At 28.1% G+C, this 18,437-nt stretch carries 21 protein-coding genes and 1 pseudogene; 18 read left to right on the top strand and 4 right to left on the bottom strand.

The genetic code is table 11. From position 1 onward, the window contains the following. The first annotated feature begins 9 nt into the window (after window positions 1–9). The 6 genes from spoIIM (at window position 10) to scpB (ending at window position 5,728) form a co-directional block, all read left to right on the top strand. On the top strand, window positions 10–645 hold the full coding sequence (gene spoIIM / locus ACZJV1_RS10405) for a stage II sporulation protein M (protein WP_411167906.1): 636 nt from the start codon (window positions 10–12) through the stop codon (window positions 643–645). 70 nt (window positions 646–715) lie between these two features. Further along, window positions 716–1,594 carry a tyrosine-type recombinase/integrase gene (locus ACZJV1_RS10400; protein ID WP_411167905.1) on the top strand — a complete coding sequence of 293 codons (879 nt, stop codon included), beginning with the start codon at window positions 716–718 and terminating at the stop codon, window positions 1,592–1,594. Between the two features lie 56 nt (window positions 1,595–1,650). Further along, on the top strand, window positions 1,651–2,955 hold the full coding sequence (locus tag ACZJV1_RS10395) for a pyrimidine-nucleoside phosphorylase (protein WP_460287328.1): 1,305 nt from the start codon (window positions 1,651–1,653) through the stop codon (window positions 2,953–2,955). Between the two features lie 86 nt (window positions 2,956–3,041). Next, window positions 3,042–4,262: a D-alanyl-D-alanine carboxypeptidase family protein gene (locus ACZJV1_RS10390; RefSeq protein WP_463650077.1), complete on the top strand. Its 1,221-nt coding sequence runs from the start codon at window positions 3,042–3,044 to the stop codon at window positions 4,260–4,262. 115 nt (window positions 4,263–4,377) lie between these two features. Next, window positions 4,378–5,127 (top strand): segregation/condensation protein A, encoded by a 750-nt coding sequence (locus ACZJV1_RS10385; RefSeq protein WP_463650076.1) that lies wholly within the window; start codon window positions 4,378–4,380, stop codon window positions 5,125–5,127. After that, window positions 5,120–5,728, top strand: a complete 609-nt coding sequence (gene scpB, locus ACZJV1_RS10380) for an SMC-Scp complex subunit ScpB (RefSeq protein WP_463650075.1) — start codon at window positions 5,120–5,122, stop codon at window positions 5,726–5,728. Before ACZJV1_RS10385 ends, scpB begins: the two co-directional genes overlap by 8 nt. 42 nt (window positions 5,729–5,770) lie before the next feature. Here the strand turns inward: scpB and ytfJ are convergent, their stop codons facing one another. Further along, entirely contained in the window at window positions 5,771–6,253 is a 483-nt protein-coding gene (gene ytfJ / locus ACZJV1_RS10375) for a GerW family sporulation protein (protein ID WP_463650074.1), read from the bottom strand. Window positions 6,254–6,255: 2 nt separating this feature from the next. After that, on the bottom strand, window positions 6,256–6,864 hold the full coding sequence (locus ACZJV1_RS10370; protein WP_463650073.1) for a DUF2953 domain-containing protein: 609 nt from the start codon (window positions 6,862–6,864) through the stop codon (window positions 6,256–6,258). A gap of 256 nt (window positions 6,865–7,120) precedes the next feature. Here ACZJV1_RS10370 and ACZJV1_RS10365 point away from each other — a divergent pair, with 256 nt between their 5' ends. The 5 genes from ACZJV1_RS10365 (at window position 7,121) to ACZJV1_RS10345 (ending at window position 12,085) form a co-directional block, all read left to right on the top strand. Beyond that, window positions 7,121–8,167: a D-alanyl-D-alanine carboxypeptidase family protein gene (locus ACZJV1_RS10365; protein WP_463652160.1), complete on the top strand. Its 1,047-nt coding sequence runs from the start codon at window positions 7,121–7,123 to the stop codon at window positions 8,165–8,167. Between the two features lie 142 nt (window positions 8,168–8,309). Continuing rightward, on the top strand, window positions 8,310–9,302 hold the full coding sequence (locus ACZJV1_RS10360; protein ID WP_463650072.1) for a sulfide/dihydroorotate dehydrogenase-like FAD/NAD-binding protein: 993 nt from the start codon (window positions 8,310–8,312) through the stop codon (window positions 9,300–9,302). Beyond that, entirely contained in the window at window positions 9,302–10,579 is a 1,278-nt protein-coding gene (locus ACZJV1_RS10355; RefSeq protein WP_463652159.1) for an FAD-dependent oxidoreductase, read from the top strand. The genes ACZJV1_RS10360 and ACZJV1_RS10355 overlap by 1 nt, the downstream gene beginning before the upstream one ends. A gap of 474 nt (window positions 10,580–11,053) precedes the next feature. Further along, window positions 11,054–11,848, top strand: a complete 795-nt coding sequence (locus ACZJV1_RS10350) for a hypothetical protein (RefSeq protein WP_463650071.1) — start codon at window positions 11,054–11,056, stop codon at window positions 11,846–11,848. A gap of 78 nt (window positions 11,849–11,926) precedes the next feature. Continuing rightward, entirely contained in the window at window positions 11,927–12,085 is a 159-nt protein-coding gene (locus ACZJV1_RS10345) for a hypothetical protein (RefSeq protein WP_463650070.1), read from the top strand. Between the two features lie 234 nt (window positions 12,086–12,319). Here the strand turns inward: ACZJV1_RS10345 and ACZJV1_RS10340 are convergent, their stop codons facing one another. Continuing rightward, window positions 12,320–13,402: an NAD(P)H-dependent amine dehydrogenase family protein gene (locus ACZJV1_RS10340; protein WP_463650069.1), complete on the bottom strand. Its 1,083-nt coding sequence runs from the start codon at window positions 13,400–13,402 to the stop codon at window positions 12,320–12,322. A 215-nt stretch (window positions 13,403–13,617) separates the two neighbouring features. On the opposite strand from ACZJV1_RS10340, the gene ACZJV1_RS10335 reads away from it, so the two are divergent. Further along, window positions 13,618–14,466, top strand: a complete 849-nt coding sequence (locus ACZJV1_RS10335) for a MerR family transcriptional regulator (RefSeq protein ID WP_463650068.1) — start codon at window positions 13,618–13,620, stop codon at window positions 14,464–14,466. A gap of 333 nt (window positions 14,467–14,799) precedes the next feature. On the opposite strand, the pseudogene ACZJV1_RS10330 reads toward ACZJV1_RS10335, so the two are convergent. Continuing rightward, window positions 14,800–14,952 (bottom strand): annotated as a pseudogene (locus ACZJV1_RS10330) (IS110 family RNA-guided transposase); the annotation flags it as partial. 562 nt (window positions 14,953–15,514) lie between these two features. Here ACZJV1_RS10330 and ACZJV1_RS10325 point away from each other — a divergent pair. From ACZJV1_RS10325 to ACZJV1_RS10300, 6 genes are all read left to right on the top strand, one after another. Then, entirely contained in the window at window positions 15,515–16,144 is a 630-nt protein-coding gene (locus ACZJV1_RS10325) for a hypothetical protein (protein ID WP_463650067.1), read from the top strand. A 232-nt stretch (window positions 16,145–16,376) separates the two neighbouring features. Then, entirely contained in the window at window positions 16,377–16,565 is a 189-nt protein-coding gene (locus ACZJV1_RS10320; RefSeq protein ID WP_463650066.1) for a hypothetical protein, read from the top strand. Between the two features lie 174 nt (window positions 16,566–16,739). Beyond that, on the top strand, window positions 16,740–17,246 hold the full coding sequence (locus ACZJV1_RS10315) for an HIT family protein (protein ID WP_463650065.1): 507 nt from the start codon (window positions 16,740–16,742) through the stop codon (window positions 17,244–17,246). Between the two features lie 96 nt (window positions 17,247–17,342). Continuing rightward, complete coding sequence (locus tag ACZJV1_RS10310; protein WP_463650064.1) at window positions 17,343–17,657, top strand: hypothetical protein; 315 nt, start codon at window positions 17,343–17,345, stop codon at window positions 17,655–17,657. Between the two features lie 323 nt (window positions 17,658–17,980). Further along, window positions 17,981–18,118 carry a hypothetical protein gene (locus ACZJV1_RS10305; RefSeq protein ID WP_463650063.1) on the top strand — a complete coding sequence of 46 codons (138 nt, stop codon included), beginning with the start codon at window positions 17,981–17,983 and terminating at the stop codon, window positions 18,116–18,118. A gap of 36 nt (window positions 18,119–18,154) precedes the next feature. Next, window positions 18,155–18,328 carry a hypothetical protein gene (locus ACZJV1_RS10300; RefSeq protein WP_460287302.1) on the top strand — a complete coding sequence of 58 codons (174 nt, stop codon included), beginning with the start codon at window positions 18,155–18,157 and terminating at the stop codon, window positions 18,326–18,328. The last annotated feature ends 109 nt before the right edge of the window (window positions 18,329–18,437 follow it).

Below are 18,437 nucleotides of genomic sequence, written 5' to 3'. Positions count from 1 at the left end.
AGGAATAATATGAATTTAATAAAGAAGTTGAATTCAAACTTTAGAGAAAATAAAATATTTTATTTACTTGTATTAACATTTTTCTTTGTAGGTATACTACTGGGTTCATATACCATAAAATATATGGATGGAGTAGATGCAAAGGACTTATCAAATTACTTTACAGGATTTATTAAAAGCTTAGATATTCAATCAGTAAAAACTAATGAACTTCTTATAAGCATTATAAAAAATAATATAATAGTTATTTTACTTATAATAGCACTTGGATTTACTGTTTTTGGAGCTCCAATTATTTTAATTATTGATTTGATTAAAGGATTTACTTTAGGATATACCTTTAGTTTTCTATTAACTACCTTTGAAGGAAAAGGGATTTGGGTTGCTCTAGCATCAACAGTTCCACAAAATATATTTTATATACCTTTTTTCATAGGAATAAGCATTATTTCATTAGAATTATCTTCTGCAAAGCTAAAAGAAAAATTCTTTAATGGGGTGGCATCTAATAAGTTAATATCAAATGAATTAATAATGAAATTAGGTTTTTTTATTTTCCTATTTGCTATAGGTGTTTTAATTGAGTGCTATATGTGTCCAGGATTAATAAGATTGGTAGTTACGAAAGTTTATAACTTAACCTAATCCAATGAGAATAAAGAAGGAATAAGAATTTTTTTGTCGAATTAATAATATATTAGGATAGGGGAGAATTATGAAAGAAATTGTGAATAATTATAAGGAAGCTTTATTAAAAAGTCATAAAAGTGAAAATACTGTTTATGCCTATGTAACTGATGTTAACTTATACGTTAAATACCTAAATAGTAAGAACATGAGTGTTGATGAAACAGATAATGTATCAGTACTTGGATATATACAACACTTACTTAGTGAAGGAAAATCGGAGAGATCTATAAATAGGATAGTTATAAGTCTTAGAAGTTTTTATAATTATTTAAAAGATCAAAAAGTGGTGAGTGAAATACCTAAAATTTATTACAAAAATACAGCAACAACTAAAAAATTACCAGAAATATTAACTGTTGATGAAGTCGACAGAATAATAAAAATTGTTGATAAATACTGTAATAAGGGGATAAGGGATAATGCTTTGTTAGAACTTATGTACGCAACAGGTATGAAAGTCTCTGAAATAATAGGGATAAAGGTTCATGATGTTAATTTAGAATTAAATTTTGTGAAGTGCCATGATAATAAAAATTATGAAAGACTTATTCCAATAGGAAGAAGTGCAACAGAAGCGATAAAGGAATACTTCAAGATAAGAGATCAGATTGCATCCACAGGCGTTGAAAACTTATTTGTTAATTTAAATGGAAATCAATTAACAAGACAAGGTGTCTGGAGAATAGTAAAAGAATATTCTCATAAAGCAGGTATTAAGAAGGAAGTTAACTTAAACACATTTAGGCACTCTTTCGCAGTTCATTTATTACAAAATGGTGCTAATGTTAGAGCTGTACAAAAGCTTTTAGGAAACCAAGTGTTAACTTATATGGACACATATTATGAAATAATAAACAATGACAAAATAAATATTGTATATAAAAACTCTCACCCTAGAGCATAATAATAACAACTAAGAAATAATTTTTTATAATATACCTAAGCAGGAGGGAAAGTCTTATGAGAATGTACGATGTAATATTAAAGAAAAGAAAAGGTTTAGAATTATCTAAAGAAGAAATAGAGTTTTTTGTAAAAGGATTTACAGAAGGAGAAATACCAGATTATCAAGCTTCAGCACTACTTATGTCTATATTTTTTAATAAAATGAATAAAAGAGAAACCGCAGATTTAACTATGGCTATGGTTAATTCAGGAGATAGAATTGATTTATCATCTATAAATGGAGTAAAAGTAGATAAGCATTCAACTGGAGGGGTTGGTGATAAAACTAGTATTTGTTTAACACCATTAGTTGCATCACTTGGAGTTCCAGTTGCGAAGATGTCAGGAAGAGGTTTAGGGCATACTGGAGGAACTATAGACAAATTAGAAGCTTTTGATGGATTCTCAGTAGAGCTTTCTGAAGAAACTTTTATTAATAATTCTAATACAATAGGAATAGCATTAACAGGTCAAACAGGAAACATTGCGCCAGCTGATAAAAAAATATATGCTCTTAGAGATGTTACTGCAACTGTAGATAATATGTCTTTAATTGCATCAAGTATAATGAGCAAAAAGATTGCTTCAGGAGCAGATGCTATAGTATTAGATGTAAAGGTTGGAGATGGAGCCTTTATGAAAACCCCAGAAGATGCAAAGGCCTTGGCAAGAGAAATGGTTGACATAGGAAAATCTGTTGGTAGAAAAACTATAGGAGTAATTTCTGATATGGATCAACCTTTAGGGTATGCAATTGGAAATTCACTTGAAGTTATAGAAGCCATAGAACTATTAAAGGGAAATGGTCCAAAGGATTTATTAGAATTAACATTAACTTTAGGTAGCTATATGCTTATTTGTGGTAATAAAGCAAAGAGCTTTGAAGAAGGTAAAGCATTATTATTAGAAAATATAAATAATGGAAAAGGATTAAAAAAGTTAAAAGAGTTTGTTAAGGCTCAATTCGGAGATGCAAGCTTTGTAGATGATGCTAATAAATTCCCTAAAGCTAAACATATTGTGGAAGTTAAATCTACGCAAAGTGGTATTATATCAAAAATAAATGCAGAAGAGTTTGGATTAATAGCAATGGAACTTGGAGCAGGAAGAGAAACTAAAGAAAGTATAATAGATCTATCTGTAGGAATAGTTTTAAATAAAAAAAGAGGAGAAGAAGTAAAAGAGGGGGATATACTAGCTTATATTCATAGTAATGATGAAAGTAATATAGAGAAAGCTAAGAATGATATAATAAATAATATTCTTATATCTGATAAGCTAGAAAATGAGATTCCTTTAATTTATGATATAGTAGAATAAATTAAAAATATGATAAGAAGAATTTAGTTCTTTTTGTCATATTTTTATTTTTATTGGTAATAATAAGCTTGAAGGGAGGCAATATAATGAATAAAAAAATTATAAATAAAGTTGTTGCAATTGTTTTAAGCTTATTATCTATATCTTCAATTACTGTAAAAGCAGATATAAAGCCATATGATAATTCAGTAGAAACTTATGAAGAGTGGACTATGGAGGTTCTTAGTGATGAAGGAATAAATGTAGATGCAAGGTCTGCATTATTAATAGAGCCAACTACAGGAAAAATGCTTTATGAAAAAAATATTGATGAAAAATTTGCACCAGCATCTGTAACAAAAATAATGACTATGCTTTTAACTATGGAGGCTATTGATAGTGGAGAAATCTCATTATCTGATAAAGTAACTTGTAGTGAAAATGCTAAAAAAATGGGTGGAAGCACTATGCTTTTAGATACAGGTGAAATTAGAACAGTAGAGGAATTATTAAAAGGTGTTGCTATTGCATCAGGTAATGATGCTGCAGTAGCGTTAGCAGAATATTTAGGTGGAACTGAATCAGCTTTTGTAGATATGATGAATAAAAGAGCTAAAGAATTAGGTATGAATAATACTACATTTAAAAATTGTAATGGCTTACCAATAGAAGGACATTTATCTACTGCTAGAGATATATCAATTATGTCTATGGAGCTTCTAAAGCATCCAACAATTTTAAAATATTCAGGAATATATATGGAAACTATATCAGAAGGAAGAAAATCTCCTATAGAATTAGTTAACCATAATAAGCTTGTTAGATTTTTTGAAGGTTGTGATGGATTAAAAACAGGATATACTGAGGAAGCAAAATATTGTATTTCTGCAACTGCAACAAGAAATGGAGTTAGAATGCTATCTGTAATTATGGGAGCACCAACATATAAGGTTAGAAATAGAGATGCTGGTATGCTTTTAAATCATGGCTTTTCTAAATATGAAGGTAAAAAGGTCTTATCTAAAGATGAGGATGTAGAAAATATATACTTAAGTAAGCAAACAGATAAATTATTAGTTGCTAAAGCTAAAGATGATTTAGTAGCGGTAGTTCCAAAAGGAACAAATGCAGAGTTAGAAAAGAAAATAGTACTAGATGAAGTTAAGAAAGAATACAAACAAGGTGATATAGTAGGTAAATGTGAAGTTTATCTAGGAAATGATAAAATTGGAGAAGTAGAATTATACTCAGATAGAGATATTAAGCTAGGTGGTATATTTGAAAACTTTAAATTTAATATGAAGAATATGTTTAAAAAAGGAATATAGTAAAAGGGGATTTTTAATAATCCCCTTTTATAATGTAAAAAATGTTGTTCTTTACTATTAAAATTGATATTATATATTGGAAAGAAACTAGTATTATCAAAGAGGAATGATAGTTATGGAAATGCCAAAAGTAAAAGTAGCAAATTTTGAGGGCCCATTTGATTTATTGCTACATTTAATTAAAAAAAATGAAATGGATATTTATAATGTAGAAATATATAAAATAACTACTCAGTATTTAAAATTTTTAGATGAAATGAAAACTATGGATTTAGATATAACATCAGAATTCATAGTAGTTGCAGCTACACTTATAGAAATAAAATCTAAAAAGCTACTACCAAATATTAAGGTTTCTGAAGAAAATGAAGAAGATATAGAAAAGAATCTTATGGAAAAGCTTATAGAATATAAGAAAATAAAGGGAGCGGCACTATTTTTAAGAGAAAAGTATATAAATTCTGGAGATGTATATACAAAAAAGCCAGAAATAATAGAAGAAATTAAGAATGATAAAAAAGATGAAGATATATTTAAAAATATAACAATAATAGATTTATACAATATTTATAATTCTTTATTAGAAAACTTTCTTATGAAACAAAATAAAGAAAATATAATTCAAAGAAAGATATATGTAGATAAGTATAAAATTGAAGATAAGATGGACGAGCTTTTAATTAATATACAAAATAATAAAATTATTAAGTTTAGAGATGATATAATAAATAAAAGCGAATGCAAATTAGAAGTAGTAGTAACATTTTTGGCATTATTAGAGCTAATAAAGCTTAGAATGGTAAAGGTTTATCAAGATGAGAGCTTTAAGGATATATTAATAGAAAGAAGGAAGTTAGATGAATAATATTGAGGTTAAACAATATGAATTTGAAGAAGTTTCATCAAAACCTAAAATTAAGTCTATAATTGAAGGTTTGTTATTTGTTAGTGGAGAGCCATTAACAATTAAAGAATTAAGTAATTCTATAGAAGCTTTACCTAAAGTTATCTCTAGTATATTAAATGAAATGATTTCAGAATATGAAGATGAAAAAAGGGGAATAAAGCTAATATCAATAAATGGAGAGTATCAATTAGTGACTAAAGCAGAAAATGGCGAATACATACAAAAGTTACTAAAAAAGAATAAGAGACAATCTCTTTCACAGGCTTCTTTAGAAAGTTTATCAATAATCGCATATAAGCAACCTATTACAAGAGTAGATATAGATGAAATAAGAGGAGTAAAATCTGAAAGCGCACTTCAAAAGCTATTAGAGAAAGATTTAATTAAAGAAGTAGGAAGATTAGAAGTTCCAGGAAGGCCAATATTATTTGGAACTACAGAGGAATTTTTAAGGCAATTTGGATTAAAGGAATTAAAGGAATTGCCAGCTTTAGATTTATATTCAGATAGTGAAGAAGAAGCGATAGAAATGATGAATAATATAATTGATGAAATATAAGATATATTTTAGGTTAAATCCTAAAATATATCTTATAAGCTTCTAACTTAAATTATTAGAAGAGGAATCACTTTCGTCAACTTTAATAGAATCATAGCAATTGTCTTGAACAGTATTATTTAAATCTTTATTTTTTTTCTTATCATTATTAATAAAACCTTTAATCATATCAAGAACTTGTGGAACAGAATCTACTATTCTATCATATGTACAGTTTTGATCAACAGGTAAAAGCCTTACGGCATCATCTCTAAGAACTAAAAAAGCAACTGGTTTAACTGTAACACCAGCACCTGATCCACCACCAAAAGGATGTTTAGCATCTTTATCAGGAGCAGGCTTACATTGGCTTCCAAACTCGCTACCACCAGATGCAAATCCAAATGTTACCTTTGAGATAGGAATAATATAGCTACCATCACGTGTTTCAACTGCTTCACCAATAACAGTGTTTACATCTATCATATCTCTTAGGTTTTCCATGGTACTTTTCATTAAATTTTCAACAGGATGTTCATTTGACATAATTAATCTCCCTCTTCGGGAGTCACCTCCTTAAATTCAAAAGATATATATATTAAATATAATATATATATAATATTAGCAACATTAAAGTAAAATATACTATTTATATCAAAATATAGAATTTCAGTATTAAATTTAGGTTTAATGTCTAAATTTACTCCTTTAACTTTAAAAGGTTTATCTAAGATTAGATTTAAAACAGTAGGAATATTACAAATTAGCCCATAAATGATTGCACAAGAAGCAGAATCTTCTACGCCGAATTCTAGGGTTCCATTTATTTTCATTAAAGGTTTAAATTTATTAGTTGAGATATTATTATATAAACTTTTAATTGATAATCTTTTATTAAGTTTCTTATGTTTTAGGGAGGAGGAGTTAATGGTCTTCTTATCTTTACAATTTACTTTAGATTTTTCCTTATTCTTTAAATTATGTTTATTAATAAAATTTTTGAAAAATTTATTTTCAATTCCTTTATTAGAAGAAAACATATTTAAGTTAAATAGTTTAAATTTAAATATATTTTCACTAAAGATAAATTCAAATTTTAATGGTATAGGAATAATAAGTAATAAAATTATTATTAAAAGTATCAATATTAAAGCCATTTGTAAACTCCTATCTATATGATTGTAATAATTACCATAATAAAAAATATAAAAAATAGTAAAAATAGTGTTTAAAAAATATCTTTTGGAACAAACTACTTATAGATGGTTAACATAGAGGGTGATTTTTATGAAAGTTTTAAAAAAAGTTATTTTTACTATTTTATTAGTATTATTGACAACAGAATGGAATATTTATTCAGTAAAAGCATTTATTGAAGACTATGAAGATATTAATAATGAAAGCTCAGAAACGATAGAGGAAGATTTTGTAGATATAGATGGAAATAAAGTAAACACTAAAATTCCATTGAGAGTATCTGCAAGAAATGCTATAGCTATTGATGCAGAAACAAGGCAAGTCTTATGGGACCAAAATGGATACGAAATTGTTCCAATGGCGAGTACCACTAAAATATTGACATCCCTTGTAGCTATAAATTATGGAGATTTAGATAAAAAAGTAACCATCAGTAAAAATGCTGCATCTATTAGGGGTTCAACTGTAGGATATAAAGCTGGTGAAGAAGTGACAATGAGAGAATTGTTATTTGGGCTTATGTTTAAATCAGGAAATGATGCTGCTATTGCAATAGCAGAAGATATAGGTGGCTCAGTTGAAAAATTTTCTAATATAATGAATGATTTTGCAAAAAGTCTAGGAGCTATAGATTCACATTTTGAATCACCACATGGTTTAGATAGCTTAAAGCACTATTCTTCAGCATATGATTTAGCTCTTTTAACATCTAAAGGTATGGAAAACGAAATTTTTAGGGAAATCGTAGGAGAAAAGGTTATATCTAAAGATAAATATAATTTTACAAGAGATTATCAAAATATAAATAAAATATTACATAGAATACCAGGAGCAAATGGCGTTAAAACCGGATATACAGGTGGTGCTGGAAAGTGTTTAGTTTCATCTGTAAACTATAATGGTAGAAATATCATAATAGTGGTATTAAATTGTGCTGATAGGTGGAATCAAACAGAAAAAATATTCAATTATATAACTAGTGCTAATACCTTTGAAAATATATCTAATAAAGATATTCTAGAAAAGGAAGGGTTAGCTGGACTAGGTAATATAGTAGAAAATAGTGATATTACTTATGGATATAAAGAAAAGGATGTAGTTGAAGTAGAAGTATTTAAAAGATGTATGGATATTGAAAATGGTGATATTTTAGGAAAAATTTCAATAAAAGATGAGAAAAAAGAAAAAAGTAAATTCCCATTAATAAGCAATGTAAATATGAGTAAAGAGGAATTTGAAAAGATAATCTTTAATAAAGAGTAAAGCTAAATAGTATAAATAATAAGAGTAAGGTAAGTTATATTATATATAATTTACCTTATTTTTGTATTTACAAATATATTGTAACAAAATAAAAAATAAAAAATAATCTATTATTATGTAAGAAATTCGCTAGGAGATTTAAATGATTAAAGAAGCTGTAGATTGTATAGATGCAGGAACGGAGTATTGCCCTTGCCATCTAGCAGAATCAAATGAATGTATACTTTGCTCTCAATTACAAGGAAGTTGCTTTTGTGACTGCCTAAATTGGAACGGAGTATGTATATATCATGAATTTATTAATAATGGATCCAAGCCAAAGGAAGGGAGAAAAACATATAATTGTTTAGTTGAAAAAAAGATTCTTTATCAGCGAGATGTTCTTCTAATTAAATTTAAGGTTCCACATAAATTAGCAATTGACTTGGTTAAGCCAGGAAGTTTTATTTTTATAAGAACTAACGAAAATATATACTTCGATGTACCTATATCAATATTAGAATCAAATATTGAAACAAATATTGTAACTATAATGATAGAAATAAGAGGAATAAAAACAAAGAAGTTATTAGACATAGAAGAAGGTGGGGAAATAACTATTAGGGGACCATATTGGAATGGTGTATTTGGATTAAAAAATTTAAATAAACAGGTAAATAATAATGTATTAGTTATAGCTAGAGGTATTGGTATGGCCCCAATGATACCAGTAATAAGAAAATTATCATTAAGTAATAATAATATAAATTTAATTTTAGATAAAGCACCATATGAAGATAATTATGTTAAAGAATTTTTAAATGAATATAAATTAAATGTAATTGAACAATCTGTAATAGATAGAGGAGAGTTAACAGATGAAGCAAAAGTAAGTATAAGGTCTGCTATAAAAGAAAAAAATGTAGGATATATTCACATAGCTGGAGCAGATATATTGACTGTTAAAATGATAGATTATTTAGATACAATTGGAGGAGAGGATATAAAATTATCTTGTTGCAATAATATAAAAATGTGTTGTGGTGAAGGTGTATGTGGAAGCTGCACTGCAAGATTTTCTGGACACAGAGTAAAACGTTTTTGTAAGGTCCAAGCTGATCCAAGAAATGTGTTTGAAGGGAGAAGATTTATATGATAAAGACAATAATAGTTGGAGGAGGCTGGGCAGGATGCGCAGCTGCTATTACAGCAAAAAAAGCAGGAGCAGAAGTACATTTATATGAAAAGACTGATTTATTGCTAGGCCTTGGAAATGTAGGCGGAATAATGAGAAATAATGGAAGATGGACAGCTTCAGAAGAATTAATTGAACTTGGTGCTGGAGATTTAATAAATATAGTAGATAATACTTCAAGGCATAAAGATATAGAGTTTCCAGGTCATAAGCATGCAACATTATATGATGTAAATTTGATTGAAGGTAATGTAAGTAACTATTTAGAGGAACTAGGTATAAATATTCATATAGAAAGTAGAGTTACTGACGTTAAGATAGAAGGATCTAGAATACAGGGAATTTACCTTAGTGATGGCACTTACGAAGAAGGAGATGTATTTATTGAAACTACAGGAACAACAGGCCCAATGGGAAACTGTTTAAGATACGGAAATGGATGTTCAATGTGCATTTTAAGATGTCCAGCTTTTGGACCAAGATTAAGTATAAGTGAAAGATGTGGAGTATCAGATATACAAGGTGAAAGAGACGAAGATAATTTGGGAGCTATTTCAGGATCCTGTAAATTAGCAAAAGAAAGTTTATCGAAAGACATAGTAGAAACGTTAGATAAAACAGGTTGTGTCATTTTAGAAGTACCAAAAGAGGATATAAACTATGATAAGCTTAATGCAAAGGTTTGTCAGCAATATGCTTTAAAAGAATTTGCAGAAAATATAATACTTCTTGATACAGGACATGCTAAGCTAATGACTACCTACTACCCTTTAAAGAAGTTAAGAAAAATAAAAGGATTAGAAAAAGCAAAATATGTAGATCCATATGCAGGTAGTAAAGGGAATTCAATAAGGTATTTATCAGTAGCTCCAAGAACTAATGATTTAAAGGTTAAAGGAGTAGATAATTTATTTTGTGCTGGAGAAAAAAGTGGTCTGTTTGTAGGACATACAGAAGCAATATGCACAGGTAGCTTGGCAGGACATAATTCTGTAAGGCTTGCAATGGGAATACCTCTATTAATTTTACCAGGATCTATTGCAATAGGAGATATAATATCTTTTGCAAATGAAAAAGCAGGAACAAGAGAAGGTAGAAAAAATAGATATACTTTTGCAGGAGCTGAATATTTTAAGAGAATGAAGGAAATCGGATTATACACTATTAATAAAGAAGAAATTAAAGATAGAATTAAAAAAGTTAATTTAGATGGAGTATTTAGTCAAAGATTAATATAAAGGATTATTAAGATAAAGTATAAAAAATATCTAGGAAGGACATCTGTAAAAAGGTGTCCTTTAAAATAGAGTATATTCAATATTAATTTTACTTAAAACGAGGTGCAATCCTTAATATAATTTCGTACAAAGCAGCAAGATACTAAGAATAAGTGAAAAGTATAAACAAAGGCCAAGTGAGATCATGGGGATATCAAATACTCACTTGGATTTTTGTTTTGATGAAGCATGTGAATATATTTTATCTATGAAAACTTTTAAAGAAGTTGAAAAGGGTGGCAATTTATATAAATAGGAAAGTTAGATTAAAGGACCTCAGTGGAATGATATAGAAAAGGAAAAAATAAAGCAAATAAATAATAGTGAATTGGTAAAAGAGATGAAAAAAATCTTGGAAATATAACTAAATCATATAGTTAGATTCCTAGCATTAAATGGATAATTATGGTATATTTTATGAAGGGAGGAGATTATATGAGGAGAGTATTAATATTTAGTCTGTTATTATTTAGTCTGTTATTCTATGGATGTGATAAGGAAGAAATCAAAAAGTTACCCATGGAGGAATCTATAAAAAAAGTTTATGAACAATATAATCCAGAGGAAAAGTATGATGTTGGTGATAAGGTAGAAGTAAAAGGTAAAATTAAGGAGATTAAAACTAATAATAATTCTACTTATTTTTACGAAATTGAGAGTTCTATTTACGGGTATGATGTTATTGTGCAGTTAAAAAATAATATAATAACTGAAGATGCTGAAATTGGAGACTATATTACTTTAAATTGTATGATAGATTCATTTAATAATTCAACATTTCCTGATGCAGAGGCAATAGTATATTATGAGAATACAAGTCAATCTAAACCTAATGAACCAAAACCGAGTGAAGTTATTGTACAGGAAAAGTTAACTCTAGAAGAAAGTAAAGAAGAGCTAGCAAATATTAAAGATAGTATAACAAATGAAGAAGGTAAGGTTGAGTATATATCTGGTGGAATAGAAAGTGGATTAATACCGATAACTATAAAGATGAAGGATGCTAACGGAGAAATTAAAGATACTACAATAGATGTTTATGAAATGAAATTTGTTACAAGAAACAATACATCTCATAGGGTGTATATTAGTATTGAGAATATAGGTAGCAAACATACTTATCAAAAAGGAGATGGCATCTATTATGATATTAAAAAAGATAGTATTCTAAATAAAGCTTGGTATATTGGTGAGAATAAGGAAGTATTGTACTTAATTTTAATTGAATAAATAAATCAAAAAAGAATTCTTGATATTCAAGAGTTCTTTTTTGATATCTCAAATTAAGAAAAAAAGGGGAAATATATTATGGAGACTACAATTATAGTTGATACTATTTGGGTATTTCTTTCAGGTATTTTAATACTTTTTATGAATTTAGGTTTTGCAGCTGTTGAAGCAGGGTTTGCAAGATCAAAGAATACAGTTAATATTTCATTAAAAAACTTTATTGTATTTGTAGTTTGATCATTAGGACTTATGCTGCTTGGATGGGGATTTATGTTTGGTGGAGAGAATCCTTTTATAGGAACTCAAAATCTATTTATTTTAGGTAATTCTGATTTATCTTTTTATAATGAAACATTAACATCATTATCTACTATTACAAAAATTAATTAAAAAGGATATTAATAAAAAAAATCCCTATAAAAAGGGATTTTCTATTAATATGTTTTTAATATAAGAAATTTAATATTCTAATTATTTGCTTTTAACATATTCATGCATTGGTTTAACAAGGTAATGATTTACAGGAAGCTTTTCAGTAGTGATATATCCAGCTTCAGCATCAATTAACATAGGAATTCTATTAACAAGAGTAGCACATGTTAATTCTACTGTTGCAGGTCTATCAACTTTAATTGATGTTTCAGGTTCGCCTTCAAATGTCCAATCATTTTTATCAAAATCATCAGGACCATAAACATAACCTTGACATTGAGTTTCTAAAGTTATTCCTTCTTCAGTTTCAGTTGTAACAATGGCTGACATTCCAGTTGCATCTCCAGCTTTAACAGTCATATCTAATGTTGAAGAATACAAATCTTCTCTATGTGTCATAGGAATACATTTTTGAGTTTGTGATTTTATAGTTAATCCTAACTGACTACATAACCATCCATTTTGGTTCCACATATAAGAAGGAACAACTTTACCGTTCTTAATTGCTTGTGCAGTTTCCTCATGATTTAATCCATTATAGTTACCAATTTCTTTTTTAAATTTTTCAATAGAAAGACCAGCTCCATGACCTTCTGCAAGAGCAATTCCGTAATCTTCTACATTATAGCTGCTAACGCCTCTTATTTTAGTAATTTTATGCATTGACCCTGCTAAAGTTGTAATTAAACTTCCCCAATACATATCAGGATATCCACTTCCACATAATGTACAACCGTTTTTCTTTGCAAGTTCATCTAATTCTTTTGTAATATCATAAGATGAGTTCCAAGGATACAAGGCTTCTTCGCAAGTACTGATAGCATTTACACCATTTTCAGCACAAACTGTAAATGCAGGTTTTAAATCTTCCATAGTTGATCTTGTAGAGATAATGCAAACATCAGGTTGAGTTTCCTTTAACAATTTATCAGCTTCTTCAGCGCTGTCTACCTTTACACCGAGTGGCTCCATATCTAATAGCTCACCAAGATCTTTTCCAATTACTTCTGGATTTAAATCTAAGGCACCAACAAGCTCTCCACCATGTTCTAATACATACCTCATAAGATATAAACTCATTTTTCCACAGCCATATTGAACTACTTTCACTTTATTTTCCATTAAAATTCCCTCCTAATATTAAAAAATTGAATTTTCTGATTTCATTATAAAGCTTATAGTAAGTATAAAGTCAAATAAATTGTTAAATTTTTTACATTCTAGGAATTAACATATGTGTAAGAGTTAATAAGCTTGATGATTTGAATCTTTATGTTTTATAATATAAGTATATTAATTTGGAAAGATTATACTATAGTATAAGGTAAGGCATATATATGAGTGAGAATTATTTAACAATAGGACAAATGGCAGAATTAAACCATGTATCAACTCAAACACTACGTCTTTATGATAAAAAAGGATTGCTAAAGCCAGAGTATCAAGACCCAAAAAACGGCTATCGCTATTATCATATAGCTCAAAGCGATGAATTAGACTTAATTCATACCATGAAAATATGTGGAATGACCTTAGAACAAATTCATAAACAGCTTACCCAATCATCTCAAGAAGATCTTTACAAATCTCTTATGGAGCAAGATAAAAAGCTAAGCAAAGAAATTAAGCAGCTTACAAGAAGTTTATGTACTATAAGGCGGTTTACATCAAATCTAAGTCGTCTAAATTCTATTCCGCCTATAGGAAAGATAGTATATGAGTATTTACCTGAAAGAAGAATAGATACCTTTACTTCAGATATTGATTTTTTTGAAAAGGGATATTCAGGGTATGAGAAAATGCTAAGAGAATTTAAAAGCTATATGATTAAAAATGGATTACCACTTTCATACTTCTTTAATGCAGGAACACTTATTGAAAAAGATGATTTTATAAGACAAAAATTAAAATCAGAGAAAGTATTTATATTTGTAGATGACGATTATCCTATAAGCAAATCTAATCGTGTTTTACCTGAAAATATGTACATAACAATTTATGCAGATGATACAATACAAGAATACCAATATGCAAAACAAATATACTCTGAAATTGAAAAATCGGGGTATGAAATAGCCGGAGAATATCTTTGTGAAGTTATTTTATATACTCCGTATAATAAAAAACGAAATAAATCCATTAAATACAAAATACAAGTCCCAATTACACACAAAAATAGAGATTAGGAAAAGGATTTAATATAGGAGTAATTAGATGAGGTTTTAAAAATAGATCTTAAAAATAGGCTATTAGCTAAGTAGGCAATAAAAATAAAATTAAAAAGTTAAATATTGACAAGTAATATTTGGTATGATATTATAACGATATTAAAAAAAGAGAGCAGAGACGTTCTTAAAAAGAACGTCTCTGCTCTCTTTTTATTTAGAAAAGACCAGCTAATAATAGTCAAGTAAAATTTTAAAAAATATTTTTAATAAAAAAGAGCATGACAAATAAATCATTTCGAAACACGAATGATTACAAAATATGGATATATTAAGCTACGTTATTTATAGATTTATTTTCTTTACTAAGTGGTTGAAGCCATTAACATCATGCTTTATTCGAAAAGACTTCTTGTAAATATCTCCGTTAGGCGCAAGTATTGTAACATATGAAAAATCTGCTGAAACATCAATACCTACTGTAGGACTATTAAAAAATTTAGACATTGTATATATCTCCTTTAAATTTAGTTTAGAGATAGAATAGAAATTCCAACCTATCAGTTAGTCTATAACCTTGTTTGTGACACGGGTAATTCCCAAAGGGAAACCCAACCAGCTAAACATAGAAATCTACCTGATGGAATGATACGCTTTCTTACGGGTATTAGCCTATAAAGCTTCCCAGGGGGGATACATCTATCCTCTATTCAGGAGTTATTATATTAAAATATATTTAATTTGGTTAGGTCCCTAATAGGGATTTAGATAGAAAACTAATATTACAAAAGATATGCGTTTCGCATCGTAAGATGCTAGACGGGATAAATATTAAAATAGGAATAATAAAATAATGATGTGATGTAATATTCGTTAGAATAATATAAGTTTTCTATTAAATGTTATAACTACATCATACAAGGGGGGAGAGTATGTGTTAAGTGCAGGGCAAGCAGTTGCTTACTTAACTTTAGTAAAATAGATGCAAGAAAATTTGAAAAAATATGAATAGGAAATAATTGTTAATATAGTGTATAATATATTTATCATGTATTATAGGGGTATGATTATGAAGAAATTTATATTAAGTTTAACTATTATTTCAATTATTACTTTAGTTGGATGTAATAGTAATACGTCTGAATCTAAAATTAAAGATTTAGAAAGTGAAATTACATCTTTAAAAGAGGAAGTTAAAGAAAAAGACGAATTAATAGCAAGTTTACAAACAAATAATAAGCAGGAAAAGGAGATAACAGAAGAATCAGCTAATTATCTTTCTGAGGGAGAAGTATTTATTACCAAAAGTGAATTAGGAGAATATGAATTTAGAGTCTTAGAAGCTAATTACATAGCACCTAGACAGGGAGATCCTAAGTCATTTGTGCAAATAGTTTGGGAAGTCAATAATATATCTTTTAATGGAAGAGAAGAGAATCCAAGCGGGAAGAAAATTGATGAAGGTTTTTGTCAAGTAGGAGTAGATGCTTTAAAAGTTAAAGATGATGATAATTATATTCTCGATAGCTCTAGTTCAGCATATGAAAATGAACATTCAAATGAATATCAGAAAGTTTATAAAGGTGAAAAGGTAAAGCAAAAATATATATGGGGGTTAAATGAAGATAATACTGATTATGTATATGTATCTTTCCCAAGAATGGAAAACAAAGAATATAAATTAAAAATTAATAGATAAAGCTAGATTAAAGAATCACTTATGTGGTTCTTTTTTGTGTGTTCAAATTTGAAAAAAGGGGTGAATATGTGATAAATGCAGGTCAAGCTGTTGCGTATTTAACTCTAAATTATAATGCATTTCAAATGGGATTAAAAGTGCTTATCAGGAATTAACTACATTTATGAATAATAGTGAAAAGGCAGGGACAAGAGTACAAGCATTAGGTGGAGCTATGACGAGTGTATGAAATATGATGACTAAGACATTTACTGTGCCTTTAGTTCGTGCAGGGACAATGCTTACTAAATTTTCTATGGATTTAGAAGCAGGATTAGCAAAGAGTAGTACAGTTGCAGATGAAACAGAAGTGTCTATGGGAGATATGGGAAAGGCTGTAACTAACTTAAGTAACGAGACAGGAATAAATAAAAGAATTTAGTTTAGATGGGATTATTGAAGCTTATAAAAAAGAGAGCATTTATGTCTTGAAAACATCGGGTTTAGTTTTAATGCAACTTTCAGACTATATAAAGGGATTATTGGAATATATTTGTAAAAATGTTATTATAGTAGTAAACTGTATTTATTAATGCTATGAACGGGAGTGAGTAAATTGTACGTTAAAGAATTATCTGAAGAGGAAAAAAAAGCACTAAATAAAAGATTTAAAAAGATAAAAGAGTTGCAAGAAAAAGGCATATGTTTCTCATGTCATAACTTCAGTACAGGAGATATATTCCCTGATGATGGCTTAATTTTTTATGAGGATGAAAAGGTGCGATGCCAATTTGAAAAATACCCAAGAGCAACTGGACATACAATTATTGTAGCAAAAGAACATTATGAAGACATTTCTGAAATGCCTCTTGAATTAGGGGTACATATATTAAAAATATCAGATGCAATAATTAAACTTCATAAAGAAATTATAGGTGCAGAAAAAGTATATATGTGTACAATATGTGATGGTAAAAGAAATCATTTACATTTTCAGCTTTTTCCTCGATTAAAAGGAGAGACCATAGGCTTTGGAAATTTTGCCAGAGAAGAGGGAATTATTATGGATTATCATGAAACAGTAGAACTTTATAGGGATAGACTGAAAGGAAGTATACTATAGATTGCGTAATAGTAAACTTAATTACTTTACAATATAAATTAGGAATTTATCGAGAACCTAGTGTACAAATAAAAATTTATATAAAAGGAGAATATTATGATTACTTTACTTAATCCTGCCAGTTTTGTGCTTGGTTTAATTTCTTGGATACTTCCTGTTGTTAATATTATGCGATACAAAAAGAATGACAATAGAAATTGGGGTGTTCTTTCAACCATAAGCCTGAGTGCTTGTGCTATTTCGCTATTTTTTCAGATCCTTTATACTAATCATCTGGTTAATATTTGGGATTGGACTGCTCTCATGGATATAACGAATTCTTTAGTGTTTGTCGCATCAGTTCTTATTGTTATTACCATTATATTAAATGCAATTACTCTGATTGTATATCGTGGCAGAACAGCAAAGTAGGATGTCAAATTCCAGTTTACAATGTTGAAATAATTAATTCATAATGCAAAAAGGATTAACTCATATTGCGATAAAGAAAGGTTAGCAGTTTAGCTGACCTTTTGATCTATGATTTTATCCTAAATTTCATAATGAAAATGCTTATGCTCTTTGGTTTTAAGTATAAATATATATAAGGATTATTGGTATTAATTTGTAAATTATGCTAATATAAGAATAAATGATTAATAAGTAATTATAATTTATTGATTATTAATAAGTTAATGTTTTATAATGGAAAATTTAAAATGGTTGCCTTAATATTATTAGGAGGCAGTATATGTATGATACTTCTAGTAAATAATATAGTGTCTATTTTACATAAAGTTAGAGATGGAAAAGATACTAGTAAGAGTATATTTATTTGTTGTATAACTCTTATATACTTATGGGTTAGCACAATATTTTTAAGTGCTTCTTAGTAGTTATTGAAAATAATATATAAAGGAGTATTTTGAATGGAAATTAGCATTATTATTGCCACTATTATTAATTTGACTCTATTAATTGCCATAATAATATTATTATATAAAGCCATAAAAGGTATTAAAAGTTTTATTAATAAAAATAAAGAGTTAAATAAAAAAATAGATATTATTTTAAGTGAAATGGACAAAAAAGATAGCAAATAAAAAATAAATTATTTTGTTATATCAATAGTAGCTAAATATAGAATCTTAATTAATGATTCATCGTTAGGAAAAAAAGTATGCCATAAATGTCCATAAAAATTGTAATGGA

It is taken from the genome of Clostridium sp. LS3 (assembly GCF_055330225.1).
The sequence above is the reverse complement of the archived record's forward strand: the minus strand, read 5'-3'. Positions and strand labels throughout refer to the sequence as shown.